General features: G+C 55.8%; 17 protein-coding genes. 14 read left to right on the top strand and 3 right to left on the bottom strand.

From position 1 onward, the window contains the following. Positions 1 to 83 precede the first annotated feature (83 nt). Together WFN75_RS05445 and WFN75_RS05440 are read right to left on the bottom strand one after the other, a co-directional pair. On the bottom strand, positions 84 to 938 hold the full coding sequence (locus WFN75_RS05445) for a ChaN family lipoprotein (protein WP_336995732.1): 855 nt from the start codon (positions 936 to 938) through the stop codon (positions 84 to 86). Positions 939 to 1,126: 188 nt separating this feature from the next. After that, positions 1,127 to 2,155: a Mal regulon transcriptional regulator MalI gene (locus WFN75_RS05440; protein WP_263616257.1), complete on the bottom strand. Its 1,029-nt coding sequence runs from the start codon at positions 2,153 to 2,155 to the stop codon at positions 1,127 to 1,129. Between the two features lie 177 nt (positions 2,156 to 2,332). On the opposite strand from WFN75_RS05440, the gene malX reads away from it, so the two are divergent. The 3 genes from malX to add all read left to right on the top strand — a co-directional run bounded on the left by malX (position 2,333) and on the right by add (position 6,497). Beyond that, positions 2,333 to 3,925 carry a maltose/glucose-specific PTS transporter subunit IIBC gene (gene malX / locus WFN75_RS05435; protein WP_336995731.1) on the top strand — a complete coding sequence of 531 codons (1,593 nt, stop codon included), beginning with the start codon at positions 2,333 to 2,335 and terminating at the stop codon, positions 3,923 to 3,925. Between the two features lie 48 nt (positions 3,926 to 3,973). Further along, positions 3,974 to 5,149 carry a MalY/PatB family protein gene (locus WFN75_RS05430; protein ID WP_336995730.1) on the top strand — a complete coding sequence of 392 codons (1,176 nt, stop codon included), beginning with the start codon at positions 3,974 to 3,976 and terminating at the stop codon, positions 5,147 to 5,149. Positions 5,150 to 5,495: 346 nt separating this feature from the next. Then, positions 5,496 to 6,497: an adenosine deaminase gene (gene add, locus WFN75_RS05425; RefSeq protein ID WP_263616254.1), complete on the top strand. Its 1,002-nt coding sequence runs from the start codon at positions 5,496 to 5,498 to the stop codon at positions 6,495 to 6,497. A 73-nt stretch (positions 6,498 to 6,570) separates the two neighbouring features. Here add and WFN75_RS05420 read toward each other — a convergent pair whose 3' ends face one another. Further along, on the bottom strand, positions 6,571 to 7,611 hold the full coding sequence (locus WFN75_RS05420; protein ID WP_263616253.1) for an oxidoreductase: 1,041 nt from the start codon (positions 7,609 to 7,611) through the stop codon (positions 6,571 to 6,573). Between the two features lie 246 nt (positions 7,612 to 7,857). Between WFN75_RS05420 and blr the strand changes: the two genes are divergently transcribed. From blr to dtpA, 11 genes are all read left to right on the top strand, one after another. After that, the gene (gene blr / locus WFN75_RS05415) at positions 7,858 to 7,986 is read left to right on the top strand and encodes a division septum protein Blr (RefSeq protein ID WP_172657838.1); all 129 of its coding nucleotides are present in this window, start codon (positions 7,858 to 7,860) and stop codon (positions 7,984 to 7,986) included. A gap of 230 nt (positions 7,987 to 8,216) precedes the next feature. Then, positions 8,217 to 8,432: a transcription modulator YdgT gene (gene ydgT, locus WFN75_RS05410; RefSeq protein ID WP_040078505.1), complete on the top strand. Its 216-nt coding sequence runs from the start codon at positions 8,217 to 8,219 to the stop codon at positions 8,430 to 8,432. Positions 8,433 to 8,516: 84 nt separating this feature from the next. Next, complete coding sequence (locus WFN75_RS05405) at positions 8,517 to 8,957, top strand: DUF2569 domain-containing protein (RefSeq protein ID WP_040075890.1); 441 nt, start codon at positions 8,517 to 8,519, stop codon at positions 8,955 to 8,957. 76 nt (positions 8,958 to 9,033) lie between these two features. Next, complete coding sequence (gene rsxA, locus WFN75_RS05400; protein ID WP_046887210.1) at positions 9,034 to 9,615, top strand: electron transport complex subunit RsxA; 582 nt, start codon at positions 9,034 to 9,036, stop codon at positions 9,613 to 9,615. Next, a complete protein-coding gene (gene rsxB, locus WFN75_RS05395) occupies positions 9,615 to 10,190 on the top strand; it encodes an electron transport complex subunit RsxB (protein ID WP_212477993.1) in 576 nt (191 codons plus the stop codon). The genes rsxA and rsxB overlap by 1 nt, the downstream gene beginning before the upstream one ends. After that, a complete protein-coding gene (gene rsxC, locus WFN75_RS05390; protein ID WP_336995729.1) occupies positions 10,183 to 12,582 on the top strand; it encodes an electron transport complex subunit RsxC in 2,400 nt (799 codons plus the stop codon). The genes rsxB and rsxC overlap by 8 nt, the downstream gene beginning before the upstream one ends. Further along, positions 12,583 to 13,632, top strand: coding sequence for an electron transport complex subunit RsxD (rsxD, locus tag WFN75_RS05385; RefSeq protein WP_212477991.1), 1,050 nt, complete (start codon positions 12,583 to 12,585; stop codon positions 13,630 to 13,632). 10 nt (positions 13,633 to 13,642) lie between these two features. Next, on the top strand, positions 13,643 to 14,263 hold the full coding sequence (gene rsxG, locus WFN75_RS05380; RefSeq protein ID WP_046885985.1) for an electron transport complex subunit RsxG: 621 nt from the start codon (positions 13,643 to 13,645) through the stop codon (positions 14,261 to 14,263). 2 nt (positions 14,264 to 14,265) lie between these two features. Then, positions 14,266 to 14,955, top strand: coding sequence for an electron transport complex subunit E (locus tag WFN75_RS05375; RefSeq protein WP_046885984.1), 690 nt, complete (start codon positions 14,266 to 14,268; stop codon positions 14,953 to 14,955). Further along, positions 14,955 to 15,590, top strand: a complete 636-nt coding sequence (gene nth, locus WFN75_RS05370; protein ID WP_046885983.1) for an endonuclease III — start codon at positions 14,955 to 14,957, stop codon at positions 15,588 to 15,590. Before WFN75_RS05375 ends, nth begins: the two co-directional genes overlap by 1 nt. Before the next feature lie 618 nt (positions 15,591 to 16,208). Then, the gene (dtpA, locus tag WFN75_RS05365; protein ID WP_046885982.1) at positions 16,209 to 17,717 is read left to right on the top strand and encodes a dipeptide/tripeptide permease DtpA; all 1,509 of its coding nucleotides are present in this window, start codon (positions 16,209 to 16,211) and stop codon (positions 17,715 to 17,717) included. The last annotated feature ends 12 nt before the right edge of the window (positions 17,718 to 17,729 follow it).

Here is a 17,729-nt window from a genome sequence, read left to right as displayed (position 1 = left end):
CAGGGCCAGCGCAATATGAAAGAGGACGCTTGCAGCACCGCTTCTGAGCCATGAAGCGCGCGGTAAGGCCGTTATCTGAGCGTTCATCGGGTGACGGGCACCGACCAGACAAAATCAGCCTGTTTAGCCGATACCGTGGTGCCCTCCGTGGTAAGCATGACCACTATCGGCGCCTCCGCGTGTAAATCCGCCATGTGCAGCGGCACGCCAATGTCTTTCGCTGCATGGTAGCCTCCCGCAATTAATAAAGCCGGGCGCGGCGCCTTGCGCAGCTGTTCCGCCATAAAGCGATCTCGCTGCTGCTGGATGGCGATCATCGCCCGCATCTGGTCGTCTTCGATCTTCCCGTCGTGCATCAGCCAGATGATGGCCGACAGGGCTTCATGAACCTTCGGCTGCGAGGCGTGCTCCCCCGCAGGGAAAACCGGGTGCGTGTAAAGTTCGCTGACCTGCTGGCGGCTGATATTTGCGGCGAGCAGCGGATAAGGTCCTTCCAGCGCCGTCATAACCAGTTCACCATATAGCGTCCACGGCCAGCCTGGATCCCAGCGTAAGGCATGCGCCGCGCGATTACTGCTTACCGTCGTGCCAGATCGCGTTGCCTCCTTCACCCGATTGACCGCCTCCTGCTGGCTGCTGTTGATCATCTCCAGCAACACGCTCCCCTGCGGACGACGCTTATTCAGGTTTTGCAGTAGCGCATTTTCAATACGGTGATGTTCCACATTGGTATGCTCTTCGCCAATAATCACCATGGGGGCTGTCGCCAGGCGGGCAAACAGTTGCTTCGGGGTCAACGTCTCGCCAGTTGCGGTATCGCGTATCGAGGCGCGCGCTGTGTCGATAGAGGAGAGTGGCTGCTTTTCGGTCGGCAGACTGTGACAGCCGCCAAGCAGTAATGCGCTGCAGAGCAAGAACGAAGTAAAAGCGTATTCCATACGTAATCCCAGTTTCAGACGCCATTTTTTAGCATTATTTTTATATGCTATTAATTTGCGCAGAATTATATTCAGTAATGATAATAATTATCAAGATCATTCGCATTCACATAATTAGTGGGGAGATTTGCATCAAGGGGGCGGTTCCCGCGAAACGCGTCGCCGGGAACCGGAATGAAGAGAACGTCTTAGCTGGTTGCAACCAGGCGTGCAGGGAAAATGTGGTGCCCCATCGGCAATTCGGTTTTTTCGATACGCTGCATAATACGCTCTGCCAGCTGATAACCCATTTCACGGGCAGGCGTGGTCGCCCAGACAATGGGCAGATCGTCCAATGCGTTTTCTGCGACGTCAGCGAAGGCTCCCAACCCGATCTGCTGATCAAAGAAGGTCCCCACCCCACTCTTCCCACTCTGCCGCCCGGCGCGAATCAGGCCAAACCACGCCCCCATGGCAATGGTTTCGTTGTAGCAGATCACCGCGCTCAGGGTCGGATTGTGGCGCAGCAGTGTACCCATCGCTTCGGCCGCTTTTTTCTGACTGGATTCACACTCCACCACCCACTCGCTATGGAAAGGCAGGCCATATTTCAGCAGGGTGCCGCAGTATCCGCCGACGCGCTCGGCGCGGGTCAGAGAAGAACTTTTACCGCCGAGCCAGGCGATGCGCTGATGACCGCGGCGAATAAGATGTTCGGTCAGCATTTGTGCGGCCTGCATATTGTCCGGTCGCAGCGTATCGGCTTCATCGAGATAACTTGCCCGCGAGGCAAACACCAGCGGGATGCCCTTTTCGGCTGCGCGTTCACACAGCTCGCTACTCACTCCCGAAGCACCGGCAATGATCACCCCGTCTACACCCTGGGTTAATAACATTTCGAGGCGCTGCACTAACTGTCCGGCCTCGCGCCCGCCATGGAGTAGAAAGACCATCCGCCCCTGCGCCTCCAGCGCTTCGGTCAGCCCCGCGGTCAGTTCAGCGTAAAAGGGAGAGGTCAGGTCGCGCACGATAAGCCCAATCACCCCGCTCTGCCCGCCGCGCAGCGATGCCGCCTGGCGATTACGCACAAAACCCAACTGCTCGACGGCGTCGTTAACGCGCTGGCCGGTCGCGGGAGAGATTCGCCCTTTGCCGCTCAGAACCAGCGATACCGTGCTGACAGAGACCCCCGCCGCCAGCGCGACATCGTTAATCGTGATTTTTTTTGCTACTGCCATACGTTCCCGCCACCCTTGTGTTCCATTCCGGTAAAACGTTTTATCAATAGGTTATATTTATACTGCCTGTCAAAGCCTGAGAATGTGATTCACACCGCACTAAATCTTGATAAAACGTTTTATCTTTTCGCAGCATCGAAGCCGCTACACTGATTTTAACAATAAAGGAGTCGTTTGATGACGACGAAAACAACACAAAAAGTCTCGCTATGGGAATTTTTCCAGCAGTTAGGAAAGACCTTCATGCTGCCCGTTGCCCTGCTCTCCTTCTGTGGGATTATGCTCGGTATCGGCAGTTCATTAAGCAGTCACGACGTAATCAGTCTGATCCCGGTGCTGGGCAACCCGGTGCTGAAGGCCATTTTCGTCTGGATGAGCAAGGTCGGTTCCTTTGCGTTTAGCTTCCTGCCCGTCATGTTCTGTATCGCTATACCGCTGGGCCTGGCGCGCGAAAATAAAGGCGTGGCCGCGTTTGCCGGTTTCGTTGGTTATGCGGTGATGAACCTCGCCGTTAACTTCTGGCTGACGGCGAATGGTATCCTGCCAACGACCGATGCCGCCATCCTGAAGGCCAACAATATACAGAACGTGATCGGCATTCAGTCCATTGATACCGGTATCCTCGGGGCGGTGATCGCAGGGGTCATTATCTGGTTACTGCATGAGCGTTTCCACAATATCCGCCTGCCCGATGCGCTGGCTTTCTTCGGCGGCACCCGTTTTGTCCCCATCATCACTACCCTGGTGATGGGGCTGTTTGGTCTGGTGATCCCGTTGATCTGGCCCGTATTTGCGCTGGGTATTACCGGCATTGGTCACATCATCAACAGCGCGGGCGACTTTGGACCGATGATTTTCGGTACCGGCGAGCGTCTGCTACTGCCCTTTGGTTTACAGCATATTCTGGTGGCGCTCATCCGCTTCACCGAAGCCGGCGGCACCATGGACGTATGTGGCAACTCCGTAAGCGGAGCACTGACCATCTTCCAGGCGCAGCTGAGCTGCCCGACCACCCACGGCTTCTCTGAAAGCGCCACCCGTTTCTTGTCGCAGGGCAAAATGCCCGCTTTCCTCGGCGGCCTGCCGGGTGCAGCGCTTGCGATGTACCACTGCGCTCGACCTGAGAACCGACATAAAATTAAGGGCTTGCTAATCTCCGGCGTGATCGCCTGCGTAGTCGGCGGCACTACCGAGCCAATCGAATTCCTGTTCCTGTTCGTCGCCCCGGTGCTTTACCTTATCCACGCCGTACTGACCGGGATTGGTTTTACTACCATGGCGGTGCTGGGCGTGACTATCGGCAATACCGACGGCAACGTTATCGATTTTGTGGTGTTTGGCATCCTGCACGGTCTGTCGACCAAATGGTATCTGGTGCCGGTGGTGGCCGCGATCTGGTTTGTGGTCTATTACGCCATTTTCCGCTTCGCCATCACCCGCTTTAACCTGAAGACGCCGGGCCGCGATATCGATACCGCGGCTGCCGTTGAGCAGGCCGTGGCCGGCGTGACCGGTAAATCGGGCTATAACACCCCGGCCATTCTGGCGGCGCTGGGCGGCGCTGATAACATTACTTCGCTGGATAACTGCATCACCCGCCTGCGTCTGTCGGTTAAAAATATGTCCCTGGTAGACACCAACGCCCTGAAGGCAAACCGCGCCATCGGTGTCGTGCAGTTGAATCAGCACAACCTTCAGGTGGTCATTGGTCCACAGGTACAGTCAGTAAAAGATGAGCTGGCGACGCTGATGCGAACGGTAGAAGCCTGACGTCTCGCCCCCTTTTGCAGAAGGGGGCTTTTTCATTAAGGACGAAAAATGTTTGATTTTTCAACCGTCGTGGATCGCCACGGCACCTGGTGTACCCAGTGGGATTATGTGGCAGACCGCTTCGGTGCTGCCGATCTGCTGCCGTTTACCATCTCCGATATGGATTTCGCCACCGCCCCCTGCATTATCGACGCGCTGCATCAGCGAATTGACCACGGCGTATTTGGCTATAGCCGCTGGAAGAATGCTGAGTTTCTTGCCGCCGTGGCCCACTGGTTCCGCCAGCGTTTTCACTGCGCAATCGACACCGAGGCCCTGGTTTATGGCCCGTCGGTTATCTATATGGTCTCGGAACTGATTCGCCAGTGGTCGCAGCCCGGCGACGGCATCGTGGTTCATACCCCCGCCTACGATGCGTTTTACAAAGCGATTGAAGGAAATGGCCGCCAGGTTGTCGCCCTCCCCCTGCACAGAGATGCTGAGGGCTGGCAGTGCGATATGACGGCTCTGGAGCATGCTCTTGCGCAGCCGCAGAATAAAATTTTACTGCTGTGCAGCCCGCAAAACCCGACGGGGAAAGTCTGGTCCCGGGAAGAACTGACCCGGATGGCCCAGCTCTGCGCACGCCACAACGTGGCAGTAATTAGCGACGAAATTCATATGGATATGGTCTGGAGCGGCCATCAACATACTCCCTGGAGCGCAGTAGCGCAGGGGCCGTGGGCGTTACTCACCTCGGGTTCCAAGAGCTTTAATATTCCGGCGCTCACGGGGGCGTATGGTCTGATTGGGGATGAGGCGACCCGGGCGGCTTATCTGGATGCGCTCAAAGGCCGGGATGGATTGTCATCACCGTCGGTGCTGGCGCTGGTTGCCCATATCGCCGCCTATCAGCAGGGCGAACCCTGGCTGGATGCCCTTCGCCACTATCTTGAAGAGAATCTGCACTACGTCGCCACGACGCTTAACCACGCTTTCCCGCAGTTAAACTGGCAACCGCCGCAAGCTTCTTACCTCGCCTGGATCGATCTTCGCCCGCTCGGTATTGACGACAAAGCGCTGCAGAAAGTGCTGATTGAGCAACAAAAGGTAGCGATAATGCCCGGCTATACCTATGGCCAGGAGGGGGTTGGCTTTGTGCGCCTTAATGCGGGTTGTCCACGCAGCAAACTGGAACAAGGGGTGGCGCGCTTAATTGCCGGTATTCATGCCTTAAACGAGTGATACCCTACCTGAGCCGCGCCCTGGTCGTAACCGGGGCGCTTGCCTTTTGTCGCGCCGCGTCGATATTTATTCGTTATATCAATTAGTTAAGGGCATTATTGTGATAATGCGCCAGTCTTTCCGCTTAACGGCGGCGGTTCGCGAGTGGCTCATGGAGTGTTAGTGACCCTGCGCGTTTATAGCGGGTATACGCTGCGCTGCCGGTCCGCTGGATAGCGAAAGAAACTGCTCCTGCGGTAAGCTTCCCCCGCAGCAACCTTTTTACCTGCGGGTTAACGCAGCATTTTAAATACATTATTGACCTGTTGTATAATGACCTGCACTTCACCTAAATAAGAGTGCGTCCATGATTGATACCCGCCTGCCTTTAACCGACATCCATCGTCACCTTGATGGCAATATTCGCGCCCAGACTATCCTCGACCTTGGCCGCCAGTTTAATTTGACCCTGCCCGCCCAGTCGCTTGAGGCGCTAATTCCGCACGTTCAGGTGACTCAAAACGAACCGGATTTGGTGAGTTTCCTTAGCAAACTGGACTGGGGGGTGAAAGTGCTCGCCTCGCTGGACGCCTGTCGCCGTGTCGCATTTGAAAATATTGAAGATGCCGCGCGCAATGGTCTGCATTATGTGGAGCTGCGATTCTCGCCGGGGTATATGGCTATGACCCACCAGCTGCCGGTAGCCGGTGTGGTAGAAGCGGTTATCGCCGGGGTACGTGAAGGCTGTAACGCGTTTCCGGTAGAGGCGCGTTTAATTGGCATTATGAGCCGCACCTTTGGTGAGTCCGCCTGCCTGCAAGAGCTGGAAGCGCTGCTGGCCCATCGCGATCAGATCACGGCAATCGATCTTGCCGGTGACGAGCTGGGCTTCCCGGGTAGCCTCTTCCTGTCCCACTTTAACCGGGCGCGTGATGCGGGCTGGCACATTACCGTTCATGCGGGCGAAGCCGCAGGCCCTGAAAGTATCTGGCAAGCGATTCGTGAGCTGGGCGCTGAGCGTATCGGTCACGGGGTGAAAGCCGTAGAAGACCCCGCGCTGATGGCGTTCCTTGCCGAGCAGCGCATCGGCATCGAATCCTGCCTGACCTCCAATATCCAGACCAGCACCGTGCCGTCTTTGGCACAGCATCCGCTGAAAAACTTCCTGGAACAGGGCGTACTGGCCTCGATTAACACTGACGACCCGGCTGTTCAGGGCGTGGATATCATTCACGAGTACAACGTAGCGGCACCGCAAGCGGGGCTTAGCCGGGAGCAGATCCGCCAGGCGCAGATTAACGGACTGGATATTGCGTTCCTCAGCCAGGCAGAAAAAACGGCGCTGATTGCCCGCGTGCAGAACGGCTGAGTGATTCCCCGCCGCCTGGCAGGGTTTAGCGTTGTTGTCCCTGGCGGCATAGCCACCGCCAGGGAACAGGCTATCAGGTGAGATTCAATGCTGCGCGATGCTTCGCCGACTCGATACCGAGTTCGATCAGCTCCATAATCTGAATCGCCTGGCTGGCCGGTACCGGGTTTTCGCCGTCGCCGTTCAGGGCATCGCGGATCCCCGCGTAGTACGCAGGGTAGTTCCCCGGCAGCGTCAGCCAGGTCTCTTCGACGCGTTCTTCACCTTCCACGCGGGTTAGCACGCCATCACGCATATCATAACCCCAGTCTTCCTGCGGCAGACGCTCACCATTCTTCAGGCGATCTTCCTGCGGGTCGAGGCCGTATTTCACATAGCTGCCCCGGGTACCGTGCACGATATAGCGCGCCGATTCCGCCGCCGCCAGCATGGTGCCGTGCAGTACAACGCGACGCTGGGGATAGCTCAGAACCGCATGGAAATAGTCCGTCGCCTGCGCGCCAGGGCGCAACTGGGCCAGGTCCACCGACAAGCTGACCGGCAGGCCAAACAGGTTGACCGCCTGATCCAGCAGATGGGGTGCCAAATCGTACCAGATGCCGCTGCCCGGCCCTGCCTGTTCACGCCAGCGGTCGCGCACTTGCGGACGGAAGCGGTCAAAATGTGATTCAAAGAAAGCGACTTCGCCCAGCGCACCCTCGGCAATCAACGCTTTTACCGTCAGGAAATCGCTATCCCAGCGACGGTTGTGAAAGACCGACAGTAAACGTCCCAGGCTTTTCGCCAGCGCGTCCAGCTCGCGGGCCTGTGACAACGTCACGGTAAGCGGTTTATCGACCACGACATGTTTGCCCGCTTCGAGTGCCGCTTTCGCCAAGGGGAAGTGTGTATCATTCGGGGTAGGTATAACGATTAAATCGATATTGGGGTCGTTGAAGAGTTGCTTCGGCTCAGAAACCACCGGGACGGTTGGCCAGTCCGCATGAACTTTCGTGGCATCACTACTTGATATTGCCGCCAGCTCCATTCCTGCCGTTCCCGCAATCAGGGGGGCGTGGAATGTTTTACTGGCGTAACCATAACCTATTAATCCAACGCGGATTTTATCGCTCATGACGTTGCCTCTCATCTTATGACCCTTCTATTTCACACGATCTCTCCTGCCCTCACAATAAATTAATACCGAAGGGGAGGCAGCCCCGGCGCGCCTTAAATAAGTAAAATCTTATATCAAATTATAACCTACTGTTTACCATCACAAACCTAGCCCGCAAAGCGCTTGCCGCCACGCGTACTGCGCTGTAAAATTTAGCCCCTGTATTTATGGATAAAACAAATATCAACGATGATGACGTCAATTATTAATCGAATTATTGAGTTAACGGGATGGATTGTCCTGGGGGTCTCTGTGATCCTGCTAGGTGTCGCCAGCCATATTGATAACTATCAGCCTCCCGTCCCCGTAACCAGCGAGGCGCCGCATAAGTAACGCCCTCCTAAAAAAGGGTGACATATGATGTCAGTTGCTTATTGCCAGCGATGATGAACAGCGCTAATCTTCTTCCCCAGGCGTCGGTCGACGCCTGACTTCATCGGCAAAGAAAACTCTTAATTGTGCATGGTGCGCTGTGCAATTTGTTTACCTCTTTTTTTATCCGTTTATTATTCGAACGAATTACCCTGCTGGTATTACTAACTCTTAAATGGAAACTTATTAAAATGACAGTTCAGGACTATTTATTAAAATTTCGTAAGATCAATTCTCTTGAAAGTCTGGAAAAATTGTTTGATCACCTGAACTACACCCTTACAGATAATCAGGACATTATTAGTATGTACCGCGCCGCCGATCACCGCCGCGCAGAACTGGTCTCCGGTGGGCGTTTGTTTAATATCGGCGAGGTGCCAAAGTCCGTCTGGCGCTTCGTACAATAAGAAAGTAGCCATTAGCGCGAAATGTTATATAATCTTGCCCCGGCTATTCTGCCTACGATTTCGCGCTAACTTTCGGGAGATACCATGACCACAACCGCTGGAGAAAGAATTGGAGGCTGGTTACTTGCCCCTCTCGCCTGGTTGCTGGTGGCACTATTAAGCGCATCGCTGGCGCTGGTGCTTTATTCAACGGCTTTAATTACGCCGCATGCTCTCGAGACCCTCAGTGCGCAAAATACCAGTAATAAAGTGATGTGGTTTATTTCCTTCGGTTTCGCCATCGCCATGTGGTACTACACCCTGTGGCTGACTATCGCCTTCTTTAAGCGACGTCAATGCGTACCAAAACACTATATTATCTGGCTGCTGGTTGCGGTGTTATTAGCGGTGAAAGCCTTCGCTTTCTCGCCGGTTTCTGATGCGCTGGCCGTTCGTCAACTGCTCTTCCCGCTACTGGTTACGGCGCTCTTCGTTCCCTACTTTAAGCGCTCTGTACGCGTGAAGCAGACCTTTGTGAACCCGTAATAACCTTACAGTTATCCTGTTGTCGCTTACCGGGCTTTGTCCGATAATAGGCGGCTTTTTTATTTCAGGCTGAATAATGACTGACTACTTACTGCTTTTTGTCGGCACAGTGCTGGTGAATAACTTCGTCCTGGTGAAGTTTCTCGGCCTGTGCCCGTTTATGGGCGTCTCTAAGAAGCTCGAAACCGCGATGGGAATGGGGCTGGCAACCACCTTCGTCATGACCCTCGCGTCTATCTGCGCCTGGTGGATCGATAACTGGATCCTGATTCCTTTGGGTCTGACCTATCTTCGCACCCTGGCGTTTATCCTGGTCATTGCCGTCGTGGTGCAGTTCACCGAAATGGTGGTGCGTAAAACCAGCCCGGCGCTCTATCGCCTGCTCGGCATTTTCCTGCCCTTGATCACCACTAACTGTGCGGTGCTTGGCGTGGCGCTGCTCAATATCAATCTTGGGCATAATTTTATGCAGTCCGCGCTGTATGGTTTTTCTGCAGCGGTTGGCTTCTCGCTGGTGATGGTACTGTTTGCCGCCATCCGTGAACGCATGGTTGCGGCCGATGTTCCGGCGCCGTTTCGTGGTAACGCCATCGCGCTGGTGACCGCAGGACTGATGTCTCTGGCCTTTATGGGCTTCAGTGGTCTGGTGAAGTTGTAATGAATGCAATCTGGATCGCCATCGCCTCGCTCAGCGTGCTGGGTCTGGTGTTTGGCCTCATTCTTGGATATGCCTCCCGCCGCTTTGCGGTCGAGGATGATCCCGTTGTTGAAAAAATTGATGAGCTACTGCCGCAGAGCCAGTGTGGACAGTGTGGCTACCCCGGCTGCCGCCCTTATGCCGAAGCGGTCGGTAACGGCGGAGAGAAAATAAACCGTTGCGCCCCTGGCGGCGAAGCGGTAATGCTCAAAATCGCTGAGCTGCTTAACGTCGATCCGCAGCCGACCGACGGCGAAGAGGCCGCTGAGCCCGTGCGTATGCTGGCGGTTATTGATGAGCCAAACTGCATCGGCTGCACCAAATGTATTCAGGCCTGTCCGGTAGATGCCATCATCGGTGCCACCCGCGCCATGCACACCGTGGTTGAAGATCTGTGCACCGGCTGTAATCTCTGCGTTGCGCCGTGTCCAACGCAATGTATTGAGCTGCGTCCGGTCAGCCCTACGACTGACAGCTGGAAATGGGATCTTCAAACCATTCCGGTTCGTATTATTCCTGTGGAACACCATGCTTAAGTTATTTTCTGCCTTCAGAAAAGAGAAGATCTGGGATTTCGATGGCGGTATTCATCCGCCGGAGATGAAAAACCAGTCCAGCGGTACGCCGCTGCGTCAGATTCCGCTGGCAACGCGTTTTATCATCCCGCTTAAACAGCACATTGGTGCTGAGGGTGAACTGTGCGTGAAGCCGGGTGATACTGTACTGCGCGGCCAGCCGCTGACCTTTGGTCGTGGCCGGATGTTGCCGGTACATGCGCCAACGTCAGGTCAGGTGGTGGCCATCGCGCCTCATACCGTCCCCCACCCTTCCGCCTTATCTGAACTGTGCGTCGTGATTGAAGCCGATGGCGAAGATCGCTGGTGTGAGCGCGAGGGCTGGAGTGATTATCGCAGCCAAAGCCGCGAGGCGCTGATTGAGCGTATCCACCAGTTCGGCGTGGCTGGCCTTGGCGGGGCGGGTTTCCCTACTGGCACCAAACTGCGTGGCGGTGGCGATAAGATTGAAACCTTGATTATCAATGCCGCCGAGTGCGAGCCTTATATCACCGCCGATGACCGTCTGATGCAGGACTGCGCAGCGCAGGTTGTGGAAGGTATCCGCATTCTGGCGCACGTGTTACAGCCACGCGAAGTGCTGATTGGCATTGAAGATAATAAACCGCAGGCCATCTCCATGCTGCGTGCGGTGCTGGCGGGCAGCCATGATATCAGCCTGCGGGTGATCCCCACAAAATACCCCTCTGGCGGTGCGAAGCAGCTCACCCAGATTTTAACCGGCAAGCAGGTTCCTCACGGCGGTCGTTCGTCGGATATCGGCGTGCTGATGCAAAACGTCGGTACCGCCTATGCGGTTAAACGCGCGGTGATTGACGGCGAGCCGCTGACCGAACGTGTCGTGACCCTGACCGGTGAATCCGTTTCACGTCCGGGTAACGTCTGGGCGCGCCTGGGTACCCCAATTCGCCATCTGCTAGAGCAGGCAGGTTTCTGTCCAGGCCCTGAACAGATGGTGATTATGGGTGGCCCGCTAATGGGCTTTACCCTGCCCTGGCTGGACGTCCCGGTCGTAAAAATTACGAACTGCCTACTGGCGCCCTCGGCCAGCGAGATGGGCGAGGAGCAGGAAGAGAAAGGCTGCATCCGTTGTAGCGCCTGTGCCGATGCTTGTCCGGCGGATCTGCTGCCCCAGCAGCTCTACTGGTACAGCAAAGGTCAATTGCACGATAAAGCCAAAGCGCACAATCTGGCAGACTGCATTGAGTGCGGCGCGTGCGCCTGGGTCTGCCCAAGTAATATTCCGCTGGTGCAGTATTTCCGCGTCGAGAAGGCTGAAATTTATGCCATTTCGATGGAAGAGAAACGGGCTGCAGAAGCAAAAGCCCGTTTTGAAGCCCGTCAGGCTCGTCTTGAGCGTGAAAAAGAGGCGCGACAGGCACGTCACAAGCAGGCTGCGGTGCAGCCTGCAGCGAAAGATCAGGATGCTATCAAGGCGGCGCTGGCGCGCGTACGTGAGAAAAATGCCAACGCCACCGAAGAGGTGGTGATTCAGTCCGGCACCCGTCCGGATAACAGCGAAGCGATTGCCGCACGGGAAGCGCGTAAAGCCCAGGCCCGCGCGCGTCAGGCTGAGAAAACCGCCGAGCTTCACGATCCGAAAATTGATCCCTCCGTCGAGGCGGTCGAAGAGGCGATTGCGCAGGCGGAGATGCGTAAAGCGGAAGATCATGATGAGGTCTCCTCAGCAACCGTGGATCCGCGTAAAGCTGCCGTAGAGGCGGCTATAGCTCGCGCTAAAGCCCGTAAAGCCCAGGCCGAGGAAACTCCGGCCGACGCCCCGGCAGAGCCGGTCGACCCGCGTAAAGCCGCCGTCGAGGCCGCCATCGCCCGAGCCAAGGCCCGTAAAGCCGGGGCGCAGGAAGTCACCCCGGCGGAGCCCGTAGATCCACGCAAAGCCGCCGTTGAGGCCGCTATAGCTCGCGCTAAAGCCCGTAAAGCACAGGCCGAGGAAACACCGGTTGACGCCCCGGCAGAGCCGGTCGACCCGCGCAAAGCCGCCGTTGAGGCCGCCATCGCCCGAGCCAAGGCCCGTAAAGCCCAGGCCGAGGAAACCCCAGCCGACGCGCCGGCAGAGCCCGTTGACCCGCGCAAAGCCGCCGTTGAGGCTGCCATCGCCCGTGCCAAGGTCCGTAAAGCACAGGCCGAGGAACCCCCGGTCGACGCGCCGGCGGAGCCCGTTGACCCGCGTAAAGCCGCCGTTGAGGCTGCTATCGCCCGCGCTAAAGCCCGTAAAGAAGCGCAACAAGAAGAACAGGCCGCCAACGACGACCCGCGCAAAGCCGCTATCTCGGCCGCTATTGCGCGCGTACAGGCAAAAAAAGCCGCACAGCAAGCAGTAAACGAGGATTAAATGGTTTTTAGAATCGCAAGTTCCCCTTATACCCATAACCAGCGCCAGACTTCACGCATCATGATGCTGGTCTGCCTGGCGGCACTACCCGGCATTGCCGTTCAGCTCTGGTTCTTTGGCTGGGGAACGCTCTTCCAGATACTCCTCGGCTGTATCAGCGCCCTCGCCGCTGAAGCGCTGGTGCTTAAATTGCGCAAGATGCCGGTCAGCAAGATTGTCGCCGATAACTCCGCCCTGCTCACCGGCCTGCTGTTGGCGATCAGTATTCCGCCTTTCGCCCCGTGGTGGATGGTGGTACTGGGCACCGTTTTCGCCGTGATTATCGCCAAGCAGCTGTATGGCGGGCTGGGGCATAACCCCTTCAATCCGGCGATGATTGGCTATGTCGTCTTGCTGATCTCCTTCCCGGTTCAGATGACCAGTTGGCTACCCCCCCATGAAATAGCTGCCACCGTACCGGGCTTTATGGATGCTCTTCAGGTGATCTTCACCGGCCACAGCGCCAGCGGAGATATGGACAGCCTCCGGATGGGCGTAGATGGCATTAGCCAGGCTACGCCGCTGGATACCTTTAAAACCTCGTTGCACGCCGGGCATCCCGTCGAGCAAATTTTGCAGTACCCGATTTACAGCGGCGTGCTGGCAGGTGCGGGCTGGCAGTGGGTCAACCTTGCCTATCTGTTGGGCGGCGTATTTCTGCTGCAACAAAAGGCGATTCGCTGGCATATCCCGGTGAGCTTTATTGTCACGCTGGCGGTATGTGCGACGCTCGGTTGGCTCTTCTCTCCCGAATCGCTGGCAAGCCCGCAGATCCATCTGCTCTCCGGTGCCACCATGCTCGGCGCGTTCTTTATCCTCACCGACCCCGTCACCGCCTCTACCACCAATCGGGGACGTCTGATTTTTGGCGCGCTGGCAGGCCTGCTGGTGTGGCTGATTCGCTCCTTCGGGGGCTATCCGGACGGTGTTGCTTTTGCCGTGCTACTGGCAAACATCACCGTACCGTTAATTGACTACTACACGCGTCCGCGCGTTTACGGCCATCGCTAAGGGAACCGCCATGCTGAAAACCATGCAGAAACACGGCGTGACCCTGGCGATTTTCGCCGCGGCCCTGACCGGGCTCACCGCGCTGGTGAATGAGCTGACCAAACCGACTATCGATCAGCAGGCTGCCCGCCAGCAAAAAGCGCTGTTCGATCAGGTGATCCCGTCAGAGGTCTATGATAATGATCTGCAGCAAAGCTGCTTTATCGTTCAGGCGCCGCAGTTGGGGAAAGGGAACCATCGCGTCTTTATTGCCCGTAAAGGCGATACTCCTGTTGGGGCAGTCATGGAAGCGACAGCGCCGGACGGCTACTCCGGTTCTATTCAACTGCTTGTCGGGGCCGACTTTGCGGGTACCGTTCTTGGCACCCGCGTGACCGAACATCATGAGACGCCAGGCCTTGGGGATAAAATTGAAGTCCGTCTGAGCGACTGGATTTTGCAGTTCGCGGGCAAGGTGATTCACGGTGATAATGATACCGCCTTTGCCGTTAAGAAAGATGGCGGCGAGATTGATCAGTTTACCGGCGCCACCATTACGCCACGCGCCGTGGTCAACGCGGTTAAACGTGCAGGGCTTTATGCGGAAACGCTGCCTGCGCAACTCAACAATCTTCCGGCCTGTGAGGAGTAATCATGAGCCAGGTTAAAGAGGTAATCGTCCAGGGTCTCTGGAAGAACAACTCGGCATTGGTACAGCTGCTGGGGATGTGTCCCCTGCTGGCGGTGACATCCACAGCGACCAATGCGCTGGGTCTGGGGCTGGCAACCACGCTGGTGTTAACCCTGACCAACTTCTCTATCTCAGCCCTGCGTCGCTGGACGCCGTCGGAAATTCGTATTCCGATCTACGTCATGATTATCGCCTCGGTGGTAAGCGTGGTGCAGATGCTGATCAACGCTTATGCCTTTGGTCTGTATCAGTCTCTGGGGATCTTTATTCCGCTGATCGTAACCAACTGCATCGTAGTAGGCCGTGCGGAAGCCTTTGCGGTGAAGAACGATCCGGCCATCTCTGCGCTGGACGGCTTTTCTATTGGCATGGGCGCCACCTGCGCCATGTTTGTGCTCGGTTCGATGCGTGAAATTCTGGGTAACGGAACGCTCTTTGACGGTGCAGATGCGCTGCTGGGCGGCTGGGCGAAGGCGCTACGCATCGAAGTCTTCCACACCGATACCCCGTTCCTGCTGGCGATGTTGCCACCCGGTGCCTTTATCGGCCTTGGCATGATGCTGGCGGTAAAATACCTGATTGATGAGAAACGCAAACGTCGTGCGGCAGCCCGCAGCGTAAGCGTTGAAGATGGCGCGGCCGGGAAAGCCTGATGAACAAAGAGAAGCGTATTGCGATTCTGCAACGCCTGCACGATGAAAATCCGCACCCGACGACGGAGCTGAAGTTTACTTCGCCTTTCGAACTGCTGATTGCTGTGCTGCTCTCAGCCCAGGCGACGGACGTCAGCGTCAACAAGGCCACCGCGCTACTTTATCCGGTGGCAAATACCCCGGAAGCGATGCTGGCGCTGGGCGTGGATGGCGTAAAGCAGTACATCAAAACGATTGGCCTCTTTAATAGCAAAGCGGAAAACGTGATCAAAACCTGCCGGATCCTCGTTGAACAGCACGGTAGCGAGGTACCAGAAGATCGCGCAGCCCTGGAGGCGCTACCTGGCGTAGGGCGCAAAACGGCGAACGTGGTATTAAACACGGCGTTCGGATGGCCGACAATCGCAGTAGATACCCATATCTTTCGCGTCTGCAACCGCACCCAGTTCGCCCCCGGGAAAAATGTCGAGCAGGTTGAAGAGAAGCTTCTGAAAGTGGTCCCTGCCTCGTTTAAAGTGGATTGCCATCACTGGCTCATCCTTCACGGGCGTTATACCTGTATTGCGCGCAAACCACGTTGTGGCTCGTGCATCATTGAAGATCTCTGCGAATATAAAGAGAAAGTCTACGCCTGAACCGTCGTCCGACGGTTCATTATTACCCCTGGCAACAGCAAGTCTTTGAAACCCAACCTGTCTGTTCGCTTTTTATACGTCGATCCTGCTCTTGCTTTGCCAACGCGCAGTGATTTCATAGGGCGCATTAACGGAAAGACAGGTTAATTGTTTTTTTGTCAGCGAAAATTTCTATAACTCTGTGATCGCGATCACCCTGATAACGCGATGTTAGTTTTATGTGTATAAAAGACGGGTAACCCCTTCCGCGCGCAGGTGATACAACCGCCCATGCAACATATCTGACCAGCTAATTTTCAGAACATAGCCCATATCACTACTCAAACAACCAAACAGCAGAACATATCGCCATAAGCCCATTCTCTCCCCGCCCTGGTAGTGAAAAAATCCAGTAAAACCTAATGGATGAAATTTAACGCTAAATAACATTTAGGTTTCTGGCGTATTGTATCGGCTTAGTTAAATGTAACAGACCATTACAAATGTATTGCCAGATGGGTCAGGATAGTGAACATTACCCGCCGTTTCCCCTCCCACTATAACTATAAAGCGGATGGTTTTTTAGACATCACGCTATGAACACCCCCGTTAATATGGGATGTAAAAAAAGAGGTATATGTGTCTACTGCAAACAATAAACCAGCGGAAGAGAGCGTAAGTCTTAACGCTTTCAAACAACCTAAATCGTTCTATCTCATCTTCTCTATCGAGTTATGGGAGCGTTTTGGTTTCTACGGCCTGCAAGGGATCATGGCGGTTTACCTGGTTAAACAGCTGGGTATGTCAGAAGCCGATTCCATCACGCTGTTCTCTTCTTTCAGTGCGCTGGTATATGGCCTGGTCGCGATTGGCGGCTGGCTGGGCGATAAAGTCCTGGGTACCAAACGTGTTATTTTGCTGGGTGCCATCGTTCTGGCAATCGGCTATGGCCTGGTCGCCTGGTCCGGCCACGATGCAGGTGTGGTCTATTTAGGGATGGCGACGATTGCCGTGGGTAACGGCCTGTTTAAAGCGAACCCGTCCTCACTGCTATCTACCTGCTATAACAAAGACGATCCGCGTCTGGACGGTGCATTCACCATGTACTATATGTCCATCAATATCGGCTCCTTCTTCTCCATGCTGGCGACCCCGTGGCTGGCGGCAAAATTCGGCTGGAGCGTGGCATTTGCCCTGAGCTTCGTCGGGCTGCTGATCACCGTGGTGAACTTCCTGTTCTGCCGCAGCTGGGTTAAAGAGTACGGTTCTAAACCGGACTTCGCTCCTGTGCAGATGGGTAAATTGCTGGCAACCATCGTAGGTGTGGTTGTACTGGTTGCCATTGCCACCTGGCTGCTGCACAACCAGGGCATCGCGCGTGCGGTTCTGGGCGTGGTTGCACTGGGTATTGTGATCATCTTCGGTAAAGAAGCCTTCTCTATGCAGGGTGCTGCACGTCGTAAGATGATTGTGGCCTTCATTCTGATGGTTGAAGCCATTGCCTTCTTCGTGCTTTACAGCCAGATGCCGACTTCACTGAACTTCTTCGCCATTCGTAACGTTGAGCACTCTATCCTCGGTATCGCGTTCGAGCCGGAGCAGTTCCAGGCGCTGAACCCATTCTGGATCATGGTCGGTAGCCCGATTCTGGCGGCGATTTACAACAAGATGGGTGACCGTCTTCCAATGCCGCACAAATTCGCTATCGGTATGGTGCTGTGCTCGGGCGCCTTCCTGGTGCTGCCGCTGGGTGCGAAATTCGCCAGTGATGCGGGTATTGTCTCTGTTAACTGGCTGATCCTGAGCTACGCGCTGCAGTCTGTCGGCGAGCTGATGATCTCCGGTCTCGGCCTGGCAATGGTTGCTCAACTGGTGCCGCAGCGTCTGATGGGCTTCATTATGGGTAGCTGGTTCCTGACCACCGCCGGCGCAGCGATCATTGCAGGTAAAATTGCCTCCCTGATGGCGGTACCGGAAAACGTGACCGATCCGCTGCTCTCCCTGAATGTTTATGGCTCCGTGTTCCTGCAGATTGGTATTGTGACCGCCGTTATCGCAGCGCTGATGCTGCTGACGGCCCCGAAACTGAACCGTATGACTCAGGACGACGACACGACGGCGAAAGCGAGCAGCACCGCGACCGCGTAATGTCATCGGGAA

Origin of the sequence: Leclercia sp. UBA7405, assembly GCF_037152215.1 — a bacterium.
In the GTDB taxonomy this organism is placed as follows: Bacteria; Pseudomonadota; Gammaproteobacteria; order Enterobacterales; family Enterobacteriaceae; genus Enterobacter; species Enterobacter pneumoniae.
Note: the sequence above shows the minus strand (reverse complement) of the source record. Positions and strands in the feature narration are given on the sequence as shown.

Coding starts and splice junctions, on each gene's coding strand:
- WFN75_RS05445 (WP_336995732.1), bottom strand. CDS start 938: ATGGAATACGCTTTTACTTCGTTCTTGCTCTGCAGCGCATTACTGCTT.
- WFN75_RS05440 (WP_263616257.1), bottom strand. CDS start 2,155: ATGGCAGTAGCAAAAAAAATCACGATTAACGATGTCGCGCTGGCGGCG.
- malX (WP_336995731.1), top strand. CDS start 2,333: ATGACGACGAAAACAACACAAAAAGTCTCGCTATGGGAATTTTTCCAG.
- WFN75_RS05430 (WP_336995730.1), top strand. CDS start 3,974: ATGTTTGATTTTTCAACCGTCGTGGATCGCCACGGCACCTGGTGTACC.
- add (WP_263616254.1), top strand. CDS start 5,496: ATGATTGATACCCGCCTGCCTTTAACCGACATCCATCGTCACCTTGAT.
- WFN75_RS05420 (WP_263616253.1), bottom strand. CDS start 7,611: ATGAGCGATAAAATCCGCGTTGGATTAATAGGTTATGGTTACGCCAGT.
- ydgT (WP_040078505.1), top strand. CDS start 8,217: ATGACAGTTCAGGACTATTTATTAAAATTTCGTAAGATCAATTCTCTT.
- WFN75_RS05405 (WP_040075890.1), top strand. CDS start 8,517: ATGACCACAACCGCTGGAGAAAGAATTGGAGGCTGGTTACTTGCCCCT.
- rsxA (WP_046887210.1), top strand. CDS start 9,034: ATGACTGACTACTTACTGCTTTTTGTCGGCACAGTGCTGGTGAATAAC.
- rsxB (WP_212477993.1), top strand. CDS start 9,615: ATGAATGCAATCTGGATCGCCATCGCCTCGCTCAGCGTGCTGGGTCTG.
- rsxC (WP_336995729.1), top strand. CDS start 10,183: ATGCTTAAGTTATTTTCTGCCTTCAGAAAAGAGAAGATCTGGGATTTC.
- rsxD (WP_212477991.1), top strand. CDS start 12,583: ATGGTTTTTAGAATCGCAAGTTCCCCTTATACCCATAACCAGCGCCAG.
- rsxG (WP_046885985.1), top strand. CDS start 13,643: ATGCTGAAAACCATGCAGAAACACGGCGTGACCCTGGCGATTTTCGCC.
- WFN75_RS05375 (WP_046885984.1), top strand. CDS start 14,266: ATGAGCCAGGTTAAAGAGGTAATCGTCCAGGGTCTCTGGAAGAACAAC.
- nth (WP_046885983.1), top strand. CDS start 14,955: ATGAACAAAGAGAAGCGTATTGCGATTCTGCAACGCCTGCACGATGAA.